At 72.8% G+C, this 18,047-nt stretch carries 18 protein-coding genes; 12 read left to right on the forward strand and 6 right to left on the reverse strand.

Going from position 1 to position 18,047, the window contains the following annotated elements:
* Nucleotides 1-13 precede the first annotated feature (13 nt).
* Nucleotides 14-853: an inositol monophosphatase family protein gene (locus tag ABD091_RS01000; protein ID WP_343915246.1), complete on the reverse strand. Its 840-nt coding sequence runs from the start codon at nt 851-853 to the stop codon at nt 14-16.
* Nucleotides 850-1,938, reverse strand: a complete 1,089-nt coding sequence (locus tag ABD091_RS01005) for a ferrochelatase (RefSeq protein WP_343915247.1) — start codon at nt 1,936-1,938, stop codon at nt 850-852. Before ABD091_RS01005 ends, ABD091_RS01000 begins: the two co-directional genes overlap by 4 nt.
* Before the next feature lie 123 nt (nt 1,939-2,061).
* Between ABD091_RS01005 and ABD091_RS01010 the strand changes: the two genes are divergently transcribed.
* From ABD091_RS01010 to ABD091_RS01025, 4 genes are read left to right on the forward strand one after another with little or no spacing between them, the layout of a single operon-like run.
* Nucleotides 2,062-3,243: an MFS transporter gene (locus tag ABD091_RS01010; protein ID WP_343915248.1), complete on the forward strand. Its 1,182-nt coding sequence runs from the start codon at nt 2,062-2,064 to the stop codon at nt 3,241-3,243.
* A 21-nt stretch (nt 3,244-3,264) separates the two neighbouring features.
* A complete protein-coding gene (locus ABD091_RS01015; protein ID WP_343915249.1) occupies nt 3,265-4,563 on the forward strand; it encodes a D-arabinono-1,4-lactone oxidase in 1,299 nt (432 codons plus the stop codon).
* Between the two features lie 37 nt (nt 4,564-4,600).
* Entirely contained in the window at nt 4,601-5,140 is a 540-nt protein-coding gene (locus tag ABD091_RS01020; RefSeq protein WP_343915251.1) for a SigE family RNA polymerase sigma factor, read from the forward strand.
* Nucleotides 5,137-6,204, forward strand: a complete 1,068-nt coding sequence (locus ABD091_RS01025) for a hypothetical protein (RefSeq protein ID WP_343915252.1) — start codon at nt 5,137-5,139, stop codon at nt 6,202-6,204. Before ABD091_RS01020 ends, ABD091_RS01025 begins: the two co-directional genes overlap by 4 nt.
* 1 nt (nt 6,205) lies before the next feature.
* Here the strand turns inward: ABD091_RS01025 and ABD091_RS01030 are convergent, their stop codons facing one another.
* Nucleotides 6,206-6,826, reverse strand: coding sequence for a trimeric intracellular cation channel family protein (locus ABD091_RS01030; protein WP_343915253.1), 621 nt, complete (start codon nt 6,824-6,826; stop codon nt 6,206-6,208).
* Between the two features lie 129 nt (nt 6,827-6,955).
* Here ABD091_RS01030 and sepH point away from each other — a divergent pair, with 129 nt between their 5' ends.
* From sepH to ABD091_RS01050, 4 genes are read left to right on the forward strand one after another with little or no spacing between them, the layout of a single operon-like run.
* Nucleotides 6,956-7,861 (forward strand): septation protein SepH, encoded by a 906-nt coding sequence (gene sepH, locus ABD091_RS01035; RefSeq protein ID WP_343915254.1) that lies wholly within the window; start codon nt 6,956-6,958, stop codon nt 7,859-7,861.
* A 56-nt stretch (nt 7,862-7,917) separates the two neighbouring features.
* Nucleotides 7,918-9,927: an SDR family oxidoreductase gene (locus ABD091_RS01040; protein ID WP_343915255.1), complete on the forward strand. Its 2,010-nt coding sequence runs from the start codon at nt 7,918-7,920 to the stop codon at nt 9,925-9,927.
* On the forward strand, nt 9,924-10,544 hold the full coding sequence (locus ABD091_RS01045) for a LysE family translocator (RefSeq protein WP_343915256.1): 621 nt from the start codon (nt 9,924-9,926) through the stop codon (nt 10,542-10,544). The genes ABD091_RS01040 and ABD091_RS01045 overlap by 4 nt, the downstream gene beginning before the upstream one ends.
* 10 nt (nt 10,545-10,554) lie before the next feature.
* Nucleotides 10,555-10,899, forward strand: a complete 345-nt coding sequence (locus ABD091_RS01050; RefSeq protein ID WP_343915257.1) for a DUF2200 domain-containing protein — start codon at nt 10,555-10,557, stop codon at nt 10,897-10,899.
* A 79-nt stretch (nt 10,900-10,978) separates the two neighbouring features.
* Here the strand turns inward: ABD091_RS01050 and ABD091_RS01055 are convergent, their stop codons facing one another.
* The gene (locus tag ABD091_RS01055; RefSeq protein WP_343915258.1) at nt 10,979-12,277 is read right to left on the reverse strand and encodes a GNAT family N-acetyltransferase; all 1,299 of its coding nucleotides are present in this window, start codon (nt 12,275-12,277) and stop codon (nt 10,979-10,981) included.
* A gap of 16 nt (nt 12,278-12,293) precedes the next feature.
* Between ABD091_RS01055 and ABD091_RS01060 the strand changes: the two genes are divergently transcribed.
* From ABD091_RS01060 to ABD091_RS01075, 4 genes are all read left to right on the forward strand, one after another.
* Nucleotides 12,294-12,947 (forward strand): thymidine kinase, encoded by a 654-nt coding sequence (locus ABD091_RS01060; RefSeq protein ID WP_343915259.1) that lies wholly within the window; start codon nt 12,294-12,296, stop codon nt 12,945-12,947.
* Between the two features lie 104 nt (nt 12,948-13,051).
* Nucleotides 13,052-13,525 carry a hypothetical protein gene (locus ABD091_RS01065; protein WP_343915260.1) on the forward strand — a complete coding sequence of 158 codons (474 nt, stop codon included), beginning with the start codon at nt 13,052-13,054 and terminating at the stop codon, nt 13,523-13,525.
* Between the two features lie 4 nt (nt 13,526-13,529).
* Complete coding sequence (locus tag ABD091_RS01070) at nt 13,530-14,963, forward strand: multicopper oxidase family protein (protein ID WP_343915261.1); 1,434 nt, start codon at nt 13,530-13,532, stop codon at nt 14,961-14,963.
* A gap of 71 nt (nt 14,964-15,034) precedes the next feature.
* A complete protein-coding gene (locus ABD091_RS01075) occupies nt 15,035-16,246 on the forward strand; it encodes an SGNH/GDSL hydrolase family protein (RefSeq protein WP_343915263.1) in 1,212 nt (403 codons plus the stop codon).
* Between the two features lie 13 nt (nt 16,247-16,259).
* Here ABD091_RS01075 and ABD091_RS01080 read toward each other — a convergent pair whose 3' ends face one another.
* Both ABD091_RS01080 and ABD091_RS01085 read right to left on the reverse strand, forming a co-directional pair.
* A complete protein-coding gene (locus tag ABD091_RS01080; RefSeq protein WP_343915264.1) occupies nt 16,260-17,399 on the reverse strand; it encodes an alkaline phosphatase family protein in 1,140 nt (379 codons plus the stop codon).
* Nucleotides 17,400-17,406: 7 nt separating this feature from the next.
* Complete coding sequence (locus ABD091_RS01085) at nt 17,407-18,006, reverse strand: DUF5998 family protein (protein WP_343915265.1); 600 nt, start codon at nt 18,004-18,006, stop codon at nt 17,407-17,409.
* Between the last annotated feature and the right edge of the window lie 41 nt (nt 18,007-18,047).

Genomic DNA, 18,047 nt, shown 5'->3' on the forward strand with positions numbered 1-18,047 from the left:
AGGAGGGGGCTGGCTATTCCGCGTCGGACACGCAGAATCCGCAGTCCGTGAGCAGGCTCACGAAGTCGTCCCACCCGTCCGCCGGCGTGCAGACCACGACCGTCGGGGTGCCGTCGGACCCGGGTCCCCCGAGGCGGGCCGCGACGGCGCTGGGCAGCAGTCCGAACCGGGCGCCCGACTCACGGGCCACGAGGGCTGCTGCACTCCAGTCCCAGCGCTGGGAGCCCTCCTCGACGTAGGCGTCGCCGGCCCCCTCCGCGACGTGGCAGATGTCGAGCGCGCTGGACCCGATCCGGCGCACGTCGCGCACCTGCGGCAGCAGCCGCGCGACCTGGGCGGCCTGCTCGGCGCGGAGGTCGGGGCGATAGCTGAAGCCGGTCAGCACCAGCCGGTGGGACAGCGGCGGCGTGCTGCGGACGCCGATCGGCCGACCGTCCTTGGTGGCACCGTGGCCGAGCGCGGCGGCGAAGACGACTCCGGTCACCACGTTGAGGACCACCCCGGCCACGACCTCGCCGTCGACCTCGGCGGCGATCGAGACGGCGTACTCCGGGAGGCCGTAGAGGAAGTTCACGGTGCCGTCGATCGGGTCGACGATCCAGAGCACCTCGCTGGTGCCGACGTGGTCGTCGCCCTCCTCACCGAGGATCGAGTCGTCGGGGCGCGCCTCGAGCAGGAGCCCGCGGATCAGCTCCTCGCTCGCCCGGTCGACCTCCGTGACGACGTCGGTGGCGCTCGTCTTCGTGTCGGCGACGCTGACGCCCTCGGCGCGACGGTCGCGGACCAGGGTCGCCGCCTGCTGGGCGACGTCGAGCGCGAGGTCGCGGAGCGCGACCGGGCTCGGGGCGCTCACGCGTCGGCCCCGGCGACCGCGGGCCGCTCGGCCCGCGGGTTGGGGCAGCACCCGACGGCGCAGCGGTCCCACGAGGCGTCGAGCTCCCCGACCGAGCGTCGCTCGGGCTCCGCGCCCCGCTCAGCGGCGGCCCGTTCGACGAGCAGGTCGCGGACCACGGCCACGAACCGCGGGTCGACCCCCGGCGTCGCCGCGCGCACGGCGGGGAGGTCGAGCTTGCGGGCGGTGTCGAGGGCTTCGGTGTCGAGGTCGTAGATGACCTCCATGTGGTCGGAGACAAAGCCGATCGGCACGATCACGACGCCGGTCGCCTCCTGCTCCGAGAGCGCCTCGAGGTGGTCGTTGACGTCGGGCTCGAGCCACGGCACCTGCGGCGGGCCGGACCGGGAGCAGTAGACGAGCTCGGAGTGGAACCGGTGACCGGTCTCCTGCCGCACCCGCTCGACGACCTCGGCGACCGCGCTCTCGTGCTGGCGGACGTACCACCCGCCGTCGGGCCCGCTGGCGTCGTTCATCGACGTCGGGATCGAGTGGGTGACGAAGACGAGGTGGGCGTCGTTGCGGCTGTCCGCGGGCAGCTCGGCCAGCGCGGCGAGCGTCGCGTCGACGACCGGCTCCACGAACCCCGGGTGGTTGAAGTAGTGGCGCAGCCGGTCGAGCACCGGGGCCCCCGGGACGTCGGCGAGGGCGGCCGCGAGGTCCTCGCGGTACTGCCGGCAGCCGGAGTAGGAGGAGTAGGCGCTGGTGACGAAGCAGGCCGCGTGCTGGACGCCGTCGTCGGCCATCTGCCGCAGCGCGTCGGCGAGATAGGGGTCCCAGTTGCGGTTGCCCCAGTAGACCGGGAGGTCGATGCCCGCGCCGGCGAGGTCCTCCCTGAGCGCGGCGAGGAAGGCACGGTTCTGGTCGTTGATCGGGGACCGCCCGCCGAAGGAGAAGTAGTGCTCCCCCACCTCGGCCAGCCGCTCGCGGGGGATGTTCTTGCCCCGGGTCACGTTCTCGAGGAAGGGGATCACGTCGTCGGGCTTCTCGGGGCCGCCGAACGACACCAGCAGCACGGCGTCGTACGGGCGCACGTCGGAGGTCATGCCCCCATCGTATTTGGCGCCGGCCAACCGTCGTACCCGACCTGACCGTCGTGATCGGCGCCGATGACGACGCTCACGTCGGGTGGGACGACTCGCGGCCCGCGGCCGTAGGCTTCGGAGGCCATGCTCGACACCTACCGTCGGATCCTGACCGTGCCGGGGAGCCGCCGGTTCTCCGGGGCGGCGTTCGTCGCGCGGCTGCCGATCTCGATGGTCGGCATCGGGATCGTGCTCCTGGTCCAGGACGCGACCGGGTCCTACGGCCTGGCGGGCGCCGTCTCCGCGATCTACGTCGCGGCGGGTGCCGTGATGGCCATCGTCCAGGGGCGCTGGCTCGACCGCCACGGGCAGTCGCGGGTATTGCTGCCGATGGTGGCGGTCTTCACCGTCTCGCTGGGCATGCTGGTCGTGGCGGTGGGCGCGGGATGGCCCGCCGCGTGGACCTACGTGCTCGCGGCCCTCGGCGGCGGGTCGCTGCCGGCCGCCGGCACCTGTGTCCGCGCCCGGTGGTCGCACGTGCTGCGCGAGCGCCCTGCCGACGTCCAGACCGCGTTCGCGCTGGAGGCAGTCGTCGACGAGGCCGTCTTCATGCTCGGCCCGATCCTGGTGACCCTGCTGGCGACCACCATCAGTCCCGCGGTCGGCGTGGTGACCGCGGTGGTCGCCGGCCTGGTCGGCACCGTCCTGCTCGCGGTCCAGCGCTCCACCGAGCCGCCGGCCCACCCCCGCCGCCGCAGCGAGGGCGCCGCCGAGCCGCTGCCGTGGCGGACGCTGCTGCCGGTCGCGGTCGTCATGTTCTCGCTCGGCACGCTCTTCGGCGGCGCCGAGGTCGTCACCGTCGCCTTCGCCGAGGAGCAGGGCTCCCAGGCCTACGCCGGCCCGCTGCTCGCCCTCTGGGCGCTCGGCAGCCTGCTGGCCGGGCTCGTGACCGGCGCGATCCACTGGAAGCGTCCGCCCGTCGACCGGGTGCGGGTCGGGGCGCTGGGGATGTGCGTTGCCATGGCGCCGCTGGCGCTGGTCGAGTCGGTGCCGCTCATGGGCGGCCTGCTCCTCCTCGGCGGCTTCGCGATCGCGCCCACCATGATCGCCGTCACCTCGCTCGTGGAGCGCGCCGTGCCGCCGTCGCGGCTGGCCGAGGGGATGTCGGTGCTCCACAGCGGAGTGGTCGCCGGGGTCGGGCCGGGCGCGGCCCTCGCCGGTCTGGTGGTCGACCGGTCCGGCGCGTCGGCGGCCTACCTCGTCTCGTTCGCGGCCGGTGCCCTCGCCGCGCTGGTCGCGTGGCTGATACCCCGTCCGCGGGCATGAGGTCGGGCTAGGGTCCGCGGCATGGGCTGGAGGAACTGGTCGGGACTGGCGGAGGCGACACCCGCCCAGGTGTTCGCGCCGCGCACCACCGACGACGTGGTGGCGGCCGTGACCGAGGCCCGACGCAGCGGGACGACGGTCAAGATGGTCGGCACCGGCCACAGCTTCACCGCCGTCGCCGCACCGGAGCACACGATGCTGCTGCCGACCCACCTGACCGGCATCCGCAGCGTCGACCGCGACGCGATGACGGTGACGGCCGCGGCGGGCACGCCGCTCCACGTCCTCAACCACGAGCTGGAGCACTTGGGTCTGTCGCTGCACAACATGGGCGACATCGCCGAGCAGACCCTCGCGGGGGCGATCTCGACCGGCACCCACGGCAGTGGTGGCCGCATCGCCTCGCTGTCCGGCCAGGTCGCGGGCCTCGAGCTGGTGACCGGGACCGGTGAGGTCCTGCGCGCGACGGAGACCGAGAACGCCGACGTCCTCGACGTCGGCCGCGTGGGGCTGGGGGCCCTGGGGGTCCTGACGACCGTCACCTTCCGGGTCGAGCCGCTCTTCGCCCTCCGCGCCCACGAGCGACCGATCACGTGGGGCGAGGGGACGGCCTCGTTGCTCGACCTCGACGACGCCCACGACCACGTCGATGCCTACTGGTTCCCCCACACCGACCGGATGCAGGTCAAGACCAACGACCGGCTCCCGCTCGCGCAGGTCGACGACGAGCCGCTGTCCCGCTGGCGCGCCTGGGTCGACGACGAGCTGCTGTCCAACACGCTCTTCGGCGGCCTCAACCGGGTCCTCACCCGTGCACCGTCGGTCGTCCCCGCGGTCAACGACGTCAGCGGCCGGTTGCTCAGCGAGCGCACCTACACCGCGCCGGCCCACCGGGTCTTCACCGCGCAGCGGCGCGTGGTCTTCAAGGAGATGGAGTACGCCGTGCCGCGCGAGGCGGGCGTCGCGGCGCTGACCGAGGCCAGACGCGTCATCGACGCCTCCGACTGGCGGATCTCGTTCCCGGTGGAGATCCGGCTCGCCCCGGCCGAGACGACCCCGTTGTCGACGAGTCACGGGCACGACAGCGTCTACCTCGCCTTCCACACCTACGTCGGTGTCCCCCACGAGGCCTACTTCGCGGGCGTCGAGCGGGTGATGCGGGACCACGGCGGGCGACCCCACTGGGGGAAGCTGCACACCCTGGAGGCTGCGGACCTCGCGGCGGCGTACCCGCGCTTCGGGGAGTTCCTCGCGATGCGCGACCGGCTCGACCCCGACCGGGTCTTCGCGAACGGCTATCTGCGCCGGGTCCTCGGGTGACCGAACCTTTCCGGGCGGTCACCGCGTCTGGGTTGACGTGACGACGAAGGAGAGACAGAGGGCCGAGTTCGCGGAGTTCGTCTCCGCACGCTCGGCGGCGCTCCACCGGTGCGCCTACCTGATGGTGGGGGAGGTCGGCATGGCCCAGGACCTCGTCCAGGAGGCGCTGACCAAGACCTACGTCGCCTGGCCACGGCTGCGCGACACCGCCAACGCCGAGGCCTACGCCCGCAAGGCGATCACCACGACCGCGATCAGCTGGTTCCGGCGGAAGTCGTGGGGCGAACGGCCGACCGACCGCCACGAGGACGGGCATCGCCTCGGCCACGAGGACCACGTGACCGAGCGGGACTGGCTGTGGGCCGCCCTGCTCGAGCTCCCCGCGCGACAACGGGCCGCGGTGGTGCTCCGCTACTACGAGGACCTCAGCGAGGCCCAGACCGCCGAGGCGCTCGGGTGCGCCGTCGGCACCGTGAAGAGCCAGGTCTCGGCCGCCCTCTCCAAGCTCCGCGAGCGGCTCGGCGAGGACGCCAGCGCCGACCTGCTCCCCCTCCACGACCTGGTGGTGACCCCATGACCGAGAAGCTCCAGACCCTGATGCGCGAGCAGGCGGACGCCGTCGACTTCGCCGCCCCCGACCTCGACACGATGATCGCCGCGGGCGACCGCCGGGTCCGCCACCGCCGGCTCGGCGCCGCGGGCGGCATCGCCGCCGTCGCTGCCGGCGTCGTCCTCGTGGCACCGTTCCTCACGTCCGACCAGCGAGCCGTCGAGCCGACCGGGCCGACCGGTGCCGCCCCGATCAGCTGGGTCGACGGCACGACCCTCCACGAGGGTGCCCGGACCACCGATCTCGAGTTCCGTCCTCGCGCCTACGTCCGCACCGCGGGTGGCTACGTGCTCGCCGACGGCAAGGGAGCCGTGTGGTCGTGGCAGGACGGTGATCGCACGCTGGTCGGGAGCACCGACGCCCGGGACCTGCGTCTGGTCTCCGACGAGGAGTCCGGTCTGGCCGGCTGGGTGTCGAGGGACGGTTCGGAGTACGTCGTGATGGACCAGCTGGCGGGGACCATCACCGGCTACGACGCGCCGGCCGGCACGCAACCCGGGGACTTCGCGGCGCTGGACGCGGGCCGGGCCTACTGGTCCGGTGAGAACGGTCCGGTCGTGGTCGACCTCGAGAGCCTCGCCGAGACACCGGTCCACGGTGGTCGCGGCACCTACCTGGGCGACCTCGAGGACGACCTCGTCGCGGTCTCGGGCGACCAGGGGGTCGTCATCGAGACCCTCGACGGTACGACGGTGCTCGAGCCGACCAACAGCTATGCCGACCTCGGCTACCTCTCGCCCGACGCGCACTACTACACGTGGGACGCCGACGAGCTCCAGGTCTACGACGTCCGTAGCGGCGAACGCGTCAGCGTCGACGTCGGCGGGCGCGGGTTCGCGACCGGCTTCGACTGGCTCGGCACGGGGACACTGGCCGTCCTCGCGGCGGCGGACGCCGACGACTCGTCGGTCGCCGAGCTGCTCGTCTGCGAGGTGCCGGCCGGTTCCTGCCGCCAGGTCGCCGAGCTCGGCCCGTTCGACTCGCTGACCGACTCACTGGTGCTGCCGGTCGGGATCCCGATCGACGGCTGACTCACACGCTGGCGGGGCCCGACGGCATCGGGGCCTGCCAGTGGCGCCACATCGCCAGCAGCCGCCAGGCGAGACAGACGCTCGCGCCGAGCAGCGCGCTCACGGCGTAGGGCTGGTCGAGCCGGTCGAGCAGGACGGCGATCGCGGCGCCGGCGAGGGCCGGCGTGGCGTAGAGCTCGCTGCGGAACACCGCGGGGACCCGGCCGGCGAGCAGGTCGCGCACCATGCCGCCCCCGATGGCGCTCACCATCCCCATCAGGGCGGCCGGCAGCGGTCCGAGCCCGTACTCGACCGACTTGAGGGCGCCGACGACGCAGAACAGGGCGAGGCCGAAGGCGTCGAGGACCCCGACCTGCCGCTCGAGCCGCCCGACGGTGGGGTGGTACCAGAAGGTCACGAGGCCGGCCACGACCGGCACCAGGAGGTAGCGCCAGTCCTCGAGCGCCGCCGGCGGTGTCGCACCGATGAGGACGTCGCGGAGGAAGCCGCCACCGAGGCCCGTCGTCCCCGCCAGGACGAGGACGCCGAAGACGTCGAGCTCCTTCCGGACCGCCACCAGCGCACCCGAGATCGCGAAGACGAAGATGCCCATGAGGTCGAGCACGACGAGCACCGGGGACACGCCGGGAGGTTACCCGCCCGACGACGCGTCGTACGGCGGGGCGCGGCGTCCCGGACCGGCTCCTCGGCTGGCGTAGGCTCGGCCGGAACCGGACCGCACCCGACCTGAGCAGGAAGAAGACCGACCCCGATGGCCCACCTCACGCTCGCCGGACTGAGCGATGACGGCAGGCGCCTGCTCCTCGTCAGCGCCCGGGGCGTCGAGTTCACCCTCGACGTCGACGACCGCCTCAAGGCCGCACTCAGCGGCGACCACGCCCGGCTCGGCCAGTTGGAGATCAAGATGGACTCAGCACTCCGCCCTCGTGACATCCAGTCCCGGATCCGGGCCGGCGAGACCCCCGAGGCCGTCGCCCAGGCCGCCCACACGACCGTCGAGGCGATCATGCCGTTCGCCGCGCCCGTGATCGCCGAGCGCCAGCACGTCGCCGACCGCGCCCAGCGCGCCTCGGTCCGGCGTACCGGGGCGCCCGGCGGCGGTGCCCGCACCCTCGGCGACGCGGTCGGGTCCCACCTGCGCTCCGCCGGCGTCAACCCCGACACGGTCGACTGGGACGCCGCCCGCCGCGAGGACGGCAAGTGGACACTGACCGCGGCCTTCTCGGCCGGCGCACGCCACGGGATCGCCCGCTTCGTCTTCGACGCCCCGGGCAACTACGCCGTCGCCGACAACGACGACGCGACCTGGCTCGTGGGCGACGCCCCGGCGGCCGCCGCCGCTCCGCCGCCGGTGTCCGACGACATCGCCCGGGCCCGCGCCCGGCGCGCGGCGGCGACCGAGCCCGACGCCGAGGAGCTCCTGCCGCTCGGTGACGACGCCATCTCGATGGTGAGCCCCGAGACGTCCGTGGAGGCCTACCTCGAGGAGGTCCCGGCCGAGTCCGACGCCGCCCCCGAGGAGCCTGCCTCCGAGGAGGTCGAGACGCCTGCCGCTCGTGACGCCGAGCCGCCGGCCCGCAAGCCGGCCCGCAAGCGCGGTCGCGCGTCGGTCCCCAGCTGGGACGAGATCATGTTCGGGGGCGGCAAGTCCGAGTGATCGACCCGTCGGCCTGAGGGCTGTCGGGCCCGGTTACCAGTCGGTACCCTCCGCCCATGTCGTACTTCGTCACCGGCGCCACGGGGTTCATCGGACGCTTCCTGGTCGAGGAGCTCCTCGACCACCGGGAGGGCGAGGTCTTCGTCCTCGTCCGCGAGGGCTCCCTCCCCCGCATGCAGCGGATGATCGAGCGCTGGGACACCGACCGGGTCGTCCCGGTCGTCGGCGACCTCGGCTCCGACGCGCTCGGCGTCGACCCGGAGTGGGTGGCCGCCCACGTCGGCGAGGTCGACCACTTCTTCCACCTCGCCGCGATCTACGACATGACCGCCGACGACGCCACCAACGAGGCGCTCAACGTGGACGGCACCCGTCACGCCGTCGCGCTGGCCGAGGCACTCGGTGTCGGCTGCTTCCACCAGGTCTCGTCGGTGGCCGCGGCGGGCGAGGCCCACGGTCGGTTCGACGAGTCGATGTTCGCCGAGGGCCAGCCGCTGCCCTCCCCCTACCACCGCACGAAGTACGAGTCCGAGCGGATCGTCCGTGAGGAGGCGACCGTGACGTGGCGGGTCTACCGGCCCGCGATCGTGGTCGGTGACAGCCAGACCGGCGTCATGGACAAGATCGACGGCCCCTACTACTTCTTCCCGCTGATGAAGCTGCTGCGCGACCGGCTGCCGGCGTGGCTGCCGCTGGTCGGGGTCGACCTGGGCGACACCAACGTCGTGCCGGTCGACTACGTCGCCAAGGCGATGGACCACCTCGCCCACCTCGAGGGCCGCGACGGCGAGGCCTTCCACCTCGTGAACCCCGAGCCGCAGCCGGTCGTCGACATGATCAACATGTTCTGCGCCGCGGCCGGCGCCCCGACGTTCGCGACCCCGATCGACCGCGACGTCACCCACGCGGGGCCGCTCGGCCTGATCCCCCGTCGGCTGCGGCCGCTCGAGCTGGCGACGTCACTGGTGAAGTCGGCGCCGGCGCAGGCGGTCCTCGCCCAGACCCTCGGCCGGGTCGGCATCCCGCCGGAGGTGCTCGGCCACGTCCGCTTCGCCGCCACGTTCGACTCCCGGCGCACGGAGCAGGCGCTCGCCGGCTCCGGCATCGGCGTCCCCGACCTCGAGTCCTACGCCCGCACGCTGTGGTCCTACTGGGAGGAGCACCTCGACACCTCCACCGCCCGCGACCGCGGTGCGCGCGAGGCCCTGACCGGCAAGTACGTCGTGATCACCGGCGCCTCGTCCGGCATCGGCCAGGTCACCGCGCTCAAGGTCGCGCAGGCCGGCGGCGTCCCGGTGCTGGTGGCCCGGGGCCGGGAGAAGCTCGAGGCCACCCAGGCGGCGATCGAGGACCACGGCGGGACGGCCTACGTCTATCCCTGCGACCTCTCCGACCTCGACGCCATCGATCGGCTGTGCAAGGACCTCGTCACCGACCTGCCGTCGATCGACGTCGTCGTCAACAACGCCGGCCGCTCGATCCGGCGGTCGCTGAAGCTGTCGCAGGACCGCTTCCACGACTTCGAGCGGACCATGCAGCTCAACTACTTCGGCGCGATCCGGCTGGTGATGGGCCTGCTGCCGACGATGCGTGAGCAGCGGCGCGGCCACGTCGTCAACATCTCCTCGATCGGCGTCCAGACGAACCCGCCGCGCTTCTCGGCGTACGTCGCGTCGAAGGCGGCGCTCGACTCGTGGAGCAACGTCGTGGCCTCGGAGCTCGTCGGCGACGGCGTCACCTTCACCGGCATCCACATGCCGCTGGTGCGGACGCCGATGATCGCGCCGACCAAGCTCTACGACAAGTTCCCCACGATCAGCCCGGCGCAGGCGGCGGACCTCGTCGTCAAGGCGATCGTCGACCGGCCGCACGAGATCAACACGCTGCTCGGCAACGCCGGCGCCGTCGCCCACACCGTCGCGCCGAAGACGGCGTTCCGGGTCCTCAACATGGCCTACCACGTCTTCCCCGACTCGGCGGCCGCGCGCGGCTCGGACGCCCAGGCCGGTGGTCGCGAGTCGGAGCAGATCATGCTGGCCAAGGTCTTCAAGGGGGTGCACTGGTGAGCGTGACCTTCCTGCTCACCTCGTTCGTCATCGTGGCCACCCCTGGCACCGGGGCGCTCTACGCGATCACGGCGGGCCTGGCCCACGGTCGGCGCACGGCCGTGCTGGCCGCCCTCGCCGGCGTCTTCGGCACCCTCCCCCACCTGCTCGCCGCGATCACCGGGCTGGCGGCGCTCCTCCACGCGAGCGGCGTCGCCTTCGCCGTCGTGAAGTACGCCGGCGTCGCCTACCTGCTCTACATGGCCTGGGCGACGTGGCACGACCGCGGCGCCCTCTCGCTGGAGGCCGCGACCCGGGAGCAGGAACGCGCATCGGCGGCCCGGGTCGTGCTGGCCGGGGTCACGCTCAACCTGCTCAACCCCAAGCTCACGATCTTCTTCTTCGCGTTCCTCCCGCAGTTCGTGCCGGCCGGCGCCGGTGCCCTGGCGACGATGCTGGCGCTCAGCGCCGTCTTCGTGGCCATGACCTTCGTCGTCTTCCTCGGCTACGGCCTGTTCGCGGCGGCGGTGCGCGACGCGGTCCTCGCCCGGCCGCAGGTCCTGGTGCGGGTGCGACGGGCGTTCGCGCTCACGTTCGCCGGCCTCGGCGTCCGGCTCGCAGCCGAGTCGCGCGCCTAGACTCCCGGACGTGAGCCACCGGATCTTCACCACCGCGGTCGCCGACGTCTATCCCCACTACGTCACGAAGGCCGAGCGGAAGGGCCGATCGCAGGCCGAGGTCGACGAGGTGATCCGCTGGCTCACCGGCTTCGACGACGAGACCCTGCAGGGGCACCTCGCCCGTCGTACGTCGTTCGCGGAGTTCTTCGACGCCGCGACCCTCAACCCCGGCACGACCCAGATCACGGGCTCGGTCTGCGGGGTGAAGGTGCAGGAGGTGGAGGACCCACTGATGCAGCAGATCCGCTTCCTCGACAAGCTCGTCGACGAGCTCGCGAAGGGTCGGCCGATGGAGAAGGTCCTGCGCTCCTAGCCCCGAGCGGCGCGTCGTACCCGACCTGAGGGTCGTGGATCCGGCAGGAGACGACGCTGGTGTCGGGTGGGACGACGCCTCAAGGGCCGGTGGCGACCGGGCGGGAGGGGTCGGCGACCCACTCGCTCCAGGAGCCGGGATAGAGCGCGGCGCGGATCCCGACCGCCTCCATCGCGAGGACGTCGTGGCAGGCGGTCACGCCGCTCCCGCAGTATGCCGCCACGTCGGCCTCCGGGGTGGCGCCGACCGCCGCGTAGAGCGCGGCGAGCTGGTCGGCCGGCCGGAACCTGCCATCGGCGCGCAGGTTGGTCGACGTCGGCAGGTTGACCGCGCCGGGGACGTGCCCGGCGACGGGATCGATCGGCTCGGTCTCGCCGCGGAACCGCTCGGCTGCGCGCGCGTCCACCAGCACGCCGACCTCGAGCACGCCGTCGGCCTCGACGACCGGCATCGCGCCGGGACGACCGGCGAAGCTGCCCGGCTCCGGCGACACCGGGCCGGTCGCGACCTCCCCACCGGCGGCCGTCCACGCCGCCCAGCCGCCGTCGAGGACCCGCACGTCGGGGTGGCCGTGGTGGCGCAGCAGCCACCAGCAGCGGGCCGCTGCGTGCCCGGACCAGTCGTCGTGGACCACGACCGGCCGGTCGGAGGAGACCCCGCACCGGCGCATCGCGGCGAGGAACACCTCGGTGTCGGGGAGCGGGTGACGACCACGGGCGCCGGGGGCGGCCGCCAGGTCGGCGTCCATGTCGACGTAGGCGGCTCCCGGGACGTGCCCGGCGGCGTGCTGCTCGGGTCCCGGGGGACCGCCCATCCGGTAGCGCACGTCGAGGACGGTCACCTCGCCGAGGCGTGACGCGAGCTCGGCGACGTCGATCAACGGTGAGACCACCTTGGTGTAGCGCCGGACGTCGACGTCGATCCGGCGGTCACCGACCGTGAGGGCGCGGGCCAGGTCGCCCTCGTCGCGCCACCCGCGGCGGGCGTAGAAGGCTCGGGCACGGGCGTTGCCGGGCACCACGGCGAGCCAGGCCGACCCGTGGCCGTGACGGCGTACGCGGCGCTCGGCCGCGTCGAGCAGCAGCGAGGCCGCCCCAGAGCCGCGCGAGGCCGGAGCCACGAAGACCTGCTCGACCTCGTCGCCGCCCACCATCGCGAGTCCCACGACGGCGCCGTCGACCTCCACCACGTCGGTGTCGGTGACGCGGGCGGCAGCGCGCTCGTCGAACGACGACCGCGTGCGCACGTCGACCAGCTCCTCGGACACCTCCCCCAGGTGCGCGTCGCGCCAGCCGTCGTACCAGATCTGCGCCACCACCGGGATGTCGGACGGGGTCGCCTGTCGCACACGGGGGTCCACGGCGCCAGTGTGGCGCATGGCAGGATCCTCCCCCGTGGCGGAACTGCACTTCTTCACCGGAACCATGGACTCGGGCAAGAGCACCCTGGCCCTGCAGACCAACCACAACCACGCCGCCCGCGGCCGGGTCGGCCGGATCTTCACGACCCACGACCGCGCCGGCGAGGCCAAGCTGTCCAGCCGGCTCGGGCTGACCCACGACGCGCTCGAGGTCGAGCAGGACTTCGACTTCTGGACCTACGTCGTCTCCAGCCTCACCGCCGGTGGGCGGATCGACTACCTGATCTGCGACGAGGCCCAGTTCTACTCGCGCGGCCAGATCGACCAGCTCGCGAAGATCGTCGACGAGCTCCAGATCGACTGCTTCGCCTTCGGCATCCTCACCGACTTCCGCGGCCTGATGTTCGAGGGCAGCGCCCGGCTCGTCGAGCTCGCCGACCGGGTCCACACGCTCCAGGTCGAGGCGCTGTGCTGGTGCGGCAAGCGCGCCACCCACAACGCCCGCACCGAGAACGGCGTCATGGTCACCGAGGGCGAGGTGATCGTCGTCGGCGACGTCGAGAAGATCGACGAGCCGCCCGCCGACGTCGCCTACGAGGTGCTCTGCCGCCAGCACCACCGCCGGCGGCTGACGGCCGCCCGTGCGAAGGCCGTCTCGCTCGCCCCGGAACCACTCCCCTTCGGCTGACCCGGTCCAGACCGATCCCGATATCGCTTTCCGCGAGCCGTTTCTCGGAGGATCGTCGGGCCGGTCGAGGCACGTGCCCACCGTGCCCGTTCCTGGGGGGACTCATGCGCACCACCTACCGGTTCCTGGCCAACGCCATCGCCGTGCTCGTCGTCGTGCAGGCCGGCGCCATCGCCTGGGCCTTCTTCGGTCTCACGAACTGGATCCAGAACGACAACGGAGTCGTCGACAAGGCGTTGCTCGAGTGCACCGACTGCGAGCAGCAGTTCACCGCGGAGTGGGGCTTCGCGATCCACATGTTCTTCAACGGCATCATCCTGATCCCGCTCGTGACGCTGCTCCTGCTGATCGTGTCGTTCTTCGCCAAGGTCCGCGGCGGCGTCGCCCTCGCTGGCGCGGTCTTCGGGCTGGTCGTGCTGCAGGTCGTCGTGCTGCCGGCGCTCTCGCGCGAGGTGGGATCCGGCTTCGGCGCGCTCCACGGCGTCAACGCCCTGCTCCTCATGGGCGTGGCGATGATGGCCGGCAAGCGCGCCGCCGCCGAGCCGGCGGCTGCGACCGGACAACCCGTCACCGCCTGACGGCGTGGCCGTCCGCACCGGCACCCGCCTCTGGCTGGCCGGGGCCGCCACGGCTGCCCTCGTGCTGCCCCTCGGCTGGATGTGGCAGGCCAGCCTGCTGCCCGACCGCTACGACATGGCCGCGATGGGCTACGCCGACTGGGGCGGCGGGCCCGCGGGCGCCCACGACCACCACCACGGCACGGAGGTCGCCGACCTCGTCGCCGACCCGAGCCTCCCCGCCGACGTCGAGGAGACCTTCACCGTCGCGACCGACGGCGACCGGTTCACGGTCAACGGCACCACGCCGGGACCGGTCCTGCGCGCGACCGAGGGTGACCTCGTCGAGGTGACGCTGGTCAACGACGACGTCGCCGAGGGAGCCACCCTCCACTGGCACGGCATCGACGTCCCCAACGCCGCCGACGGCGTCGCCGGCGTCACGCAGGACGCGGTGATGCCCGGTGAGGAGTACGTCTACCGCTTCGTGGCCGAGGATCCCGGCAGCTACTGGTATCACTCCCACCAGGTGTCCCACGAGCAGGTGCAGAAGGGCCTCTTCGGCGCGGTCGTCATCGAGCCCCGCGGCAGCGGTGGGTCCGACGTCGACGAGGTCGTGCTGATGCACCAGTACGGCGGGGGCGGGACCGTCAACGGGCAGCCGGGGACGACGACGGTCGTCGCCGAACCCGGGGACGCCGTCCGGCTCCGGCTGGTCAACACCGACAACGGTCTCGCCACGGCCTGGCTGCCCGGGACCGACTTCCGGGTCCTGGCGGTCGACGGCCGCGACCTGAACGGTCCGACCGACGTCACCGACGTCGGTGTCGAGGTGCCTGCTGGAGGCCGCGTCGACCTGGGCTTCACGGTGCCCGCCGACGGCGCCCGCCTCGACCTCTCCGGCGGCGCGTCGGTCGTCGTCGGTCCCGGGGATCCCGACGGAGTCCGCTCCCCGGGCCCCGGCGAGGTGCTCGACCTGCTCGACTACGGCGAGCCGGAGGCGCCGCCGTTCGACGTCTCCCGGCCCGACCGCCGCTTCGACTACGTGATCGACCGCCGGCCGGGCTTCCTCGACGGCGTCCCCGGGCTGTGGTGGACGGTGAACGGCGGCCTCTACCCCGACGTCCCGATGTTCATGGTCACCGAGGGGGACGTCGTCGTCTTCGAGATCGTCAACGACAGCCCGGACTCCCACCCGATGCACCTGCACGGCCACCACGCGCTGGTGCTCAGCCGAGACGGCGTCGCCGCGACCGGGAGCCCGTGGTGGACCGACTCGCTCGAGGTCGGTGTCGGCGAGAGCTATGAGATCGCCCTCCTCGCCGACAACCCGGGCCTCTGGATGGACCACTGCCACAACCTGCCCCACGCGGCGGAGGGACTGGTCGCCCACCTGATGTACGACGGGGTCACGTCGTCCTTCGAGGTCGGCGGCGAGCGGGTGAACAGGCCGGAGTAGGTCTTCCCAGGCGGGCGCCGGGTCACTAGGTTCCGAGAGCCACATCACATCTCACTCTCGGGAGAACATCCGTGCGCCGTCACACCCCCGTCCTCGCGCTCCTCGCGCTCGTCACCGGCCTGCTGGCCGTGCTCACCCCCACGACCCCCGCCGTCGCCGACGGACCCGGCAGCGGTACGCCGTGGGTCGTCACCCTCGGCGACAGCTACATCAGCGGCGAGGCCGGCCGCTGGGCCGGCTCCAGCAACGCCAGCTCCTCGCGTGCCGACGCGCTCGGCGCCTCGGCGTACTTCGACAACGCCTCCGGCACGGGCGAGACCATCAACCGCTGCCACCGCTCGACGTCGGCCGAGGCCTACATCGGCGGCGGCGTCAGCGGCCTCAACCTCGCCTGCTCGGGCGCCCGGACCACGACCTCCGACGGCTCGAACTTCAAGCCCGGCCTCGACTTCTTCGACGACGGGGCGGGCAAGCGTGGCCAGGCGGCGATGCTGCAGACCTTCGCCGCCACCCACCACATCGGCATGGTCGTCGTCTCCATCGGCGGCAACGACTTCAACTTCGCCGACATCGTCCAGACCTGCGTGACCAACTGGGCGACCTCCCCGACCTGGGCCAAGAACTACTGCAACGACGACAGCTCGGTGAGGTCCAACTTCACCTCCGCCAACGTCGCGGCTGTCCGCGCGAGGATCGCCACCGGCATCCGCAACGTCCGGACCGCCATGCGCAACGCCGGCTACGCCGACGGCAGCTGGTCCCTGCTCGTGCAGACCTACCCCTCGCCGATCCCGAACGGCAGCGGCTTCCGCTACTCCGAGAGCGGCTACTCCCGCCAGAGCACCGGCGGCTGCGGCTTCTGGAACGCCGACGCGAACTGGGCCAACGCCACCGCACTGCCGACCATCAACAACGCCGTGAAGGGCGCCGTCGCCGACGCGGGCGTCGCGAACAGCAAGGTGCTCGACCTCGCCTCGGCGTTCAACGGCCGCCGGCTGTGTGAGACCGGTGTCGGGCTCTACGAGGAGAAGGGGATCGCGAGCTGGACCTCCCCCGGAGCTGTCGACCAGACCGAGTGGGTCAACCAGATCCGCACCGTCTCGACGTGCTGCGCGAGCAGCCCCTACTACATCCAGGAGTCGCTCCACCCGAACTACTGGGCCCAGCTCGCGACCCGCTCCTGCGTGCGGCAGGCCTGGAACGGCGGCGCGACCCGCGGCGGCACCTGCGCCATCTCCGGCACCGGCTTCGTCGGCGGCGAACCCCGCATGACGCTCTACTGACGCGCGTGCTCCCTCACGCCACGACGACCGGGATCAGCATCTCGGCGGGCGTGAGGGAGCCGTGGAGACCGACGAGGGTCGCCTCGTAGGGGAAGACCGAGGTGGAGAGCACGGCCGTGTCGCCGGTGCAGGCGACGACGACGTCGCCGAGCCGGGGTCGTACGCCGGGGTCGACCGGCCCGAACCAGCCGCGGCCGATCGCCTCGTCTCGGGTCAGCACCTCCGCGCGACCGGCCAACGTGGAGCGCCACGCGGCCACCACGTCGTCGACCGCACCGCGGGCGACGTAGAGGTGGCGGAAGCGGGCCTCGCCGCCGAGCAGGGCGACCCCGTCGGTCAGCTCGGGGTGGTCGTCCACGTCGATCCGCGACTCGGCGGGCGAGTCGACCATCCCGTGGTCGGCGACCACGACGAGCCGGGTCGCGGGCGGCAGGGCGTCGCGCAGCTGCTCGGCCTCGGCGTCGACCATCGAGAGCTGCTGGAGCCAGGCCGACGAGGCGACGCCGAAGCGGTGTCCCGTCCAGTCGAGGTCACCGTCGTAGACGTAGGTCAGCGACGGCCGCTGCCGCGCAGCCGCGACGACGCCGGCGATCCGCTCCCCGACCCGGTCCGCGCCGACGTAGTCAGCACCGCGCTGGGAGGCGACCGTGAGCCCGGTGTCGCGGAACTCGCGCTTGTTGACCGAGGTGACCGTGACGCCCTCCCGGGCAAGCCGGGTGAAGGCGGTCGGGTGGGGTTGCCACTCGAGCGGGTCGACCCGCTTGTCCCACTGGAGCGCGTTGAGCAGCCGGTCGGTGCCGGGCACGCGGGAGGTGAACCCGACCAGGCCGTGGCTGCCGGGCGGCAGGCCGGTGCCGAGCGAGGTCAGGCTGGTGGCCGTGGTCGACGGCACTCCGGCCGTGCCGAGCCGGCTGTCGTCCATCAGCTCGGAGAGGAACGGGGCCGCGTGGGCGTGGCGCCGCAGCAGCTGGGCCCCGAGCCCGTCGACCAGGAACACGACGTAGGACGCTGCGTCGGGCAGCCGCAGCCGCGCCTCCTCGAGCGGGGGCTGGATCGGGTGGCCCAGCGCCGCCGCCACCGCGGGCACGACGTCGGCCAGCGAGTGGGACGCGTAGGCAGGCTCGACGAAGCCGGCCGCTCCCCCGTCGGTCATGCGCGCCTCACGCGGGGCGGGTCAGCGCGCTGAGCGACTCGGCGAAGGCCAGCAGGCGCTCCACCGCACCCGGACCCTCGGCCGCGGCGGAGACACGCAGGGAGAAGTCGTCGGCGGTCATCGACCCGGTGTAGCCGTGGTCGGCGTCGCACTCGGGGTCCTGGCAGCCCGCCGGCTCGAGGTCGAGCCGCCCGACGCCGCCCCACCCGATGGTGAGCACGCCCTCGGCCGCCCGACTGGCCCCGGCCGCGGGGTTGGTGATCATGCGGGTGACCACGACCGACTTCACCGACGACAGCGCGATCGCCTCGGTGGACGTCGAGGTGTAGGGCTCGGGCAGCAGGTCGTCACCGGCGTGCTCGTCGGTGTGGGCGAGCACCAGCCGGCTCGGGGTCAGCACCACGACGGTCAGGTGGCGGCGTACCTCGTCGCGGTCGAAGGTCGGCTCGTGGTGGAGGAAGAACGACACGACCGTCTCCCCCGCGACCGCGCTCGCGACGCCGTCGCGGACGACCTCGGGGTAGTAGCCGGTGCGGTCGATGGCCTCGCGGAGCTGGGCCGCCTGGTCGCGGTCCCCGGTCGCGTGGTCGGTCGTGCGGGTGCGCATGGGGCGCAGTCTGTCACGCGCTCACGAACCCGCCACCGCAC

The organism is Nocardioides aestuarii, assembly GCF_039527245.1.
Taxonomy (GTDB): domain Bacteria; phylum Actinomycetota; class Actinomycetes; order Propionibacteriales; family Nocardioidaceae; genus Nocardioides; species Nocardioides aestuarii.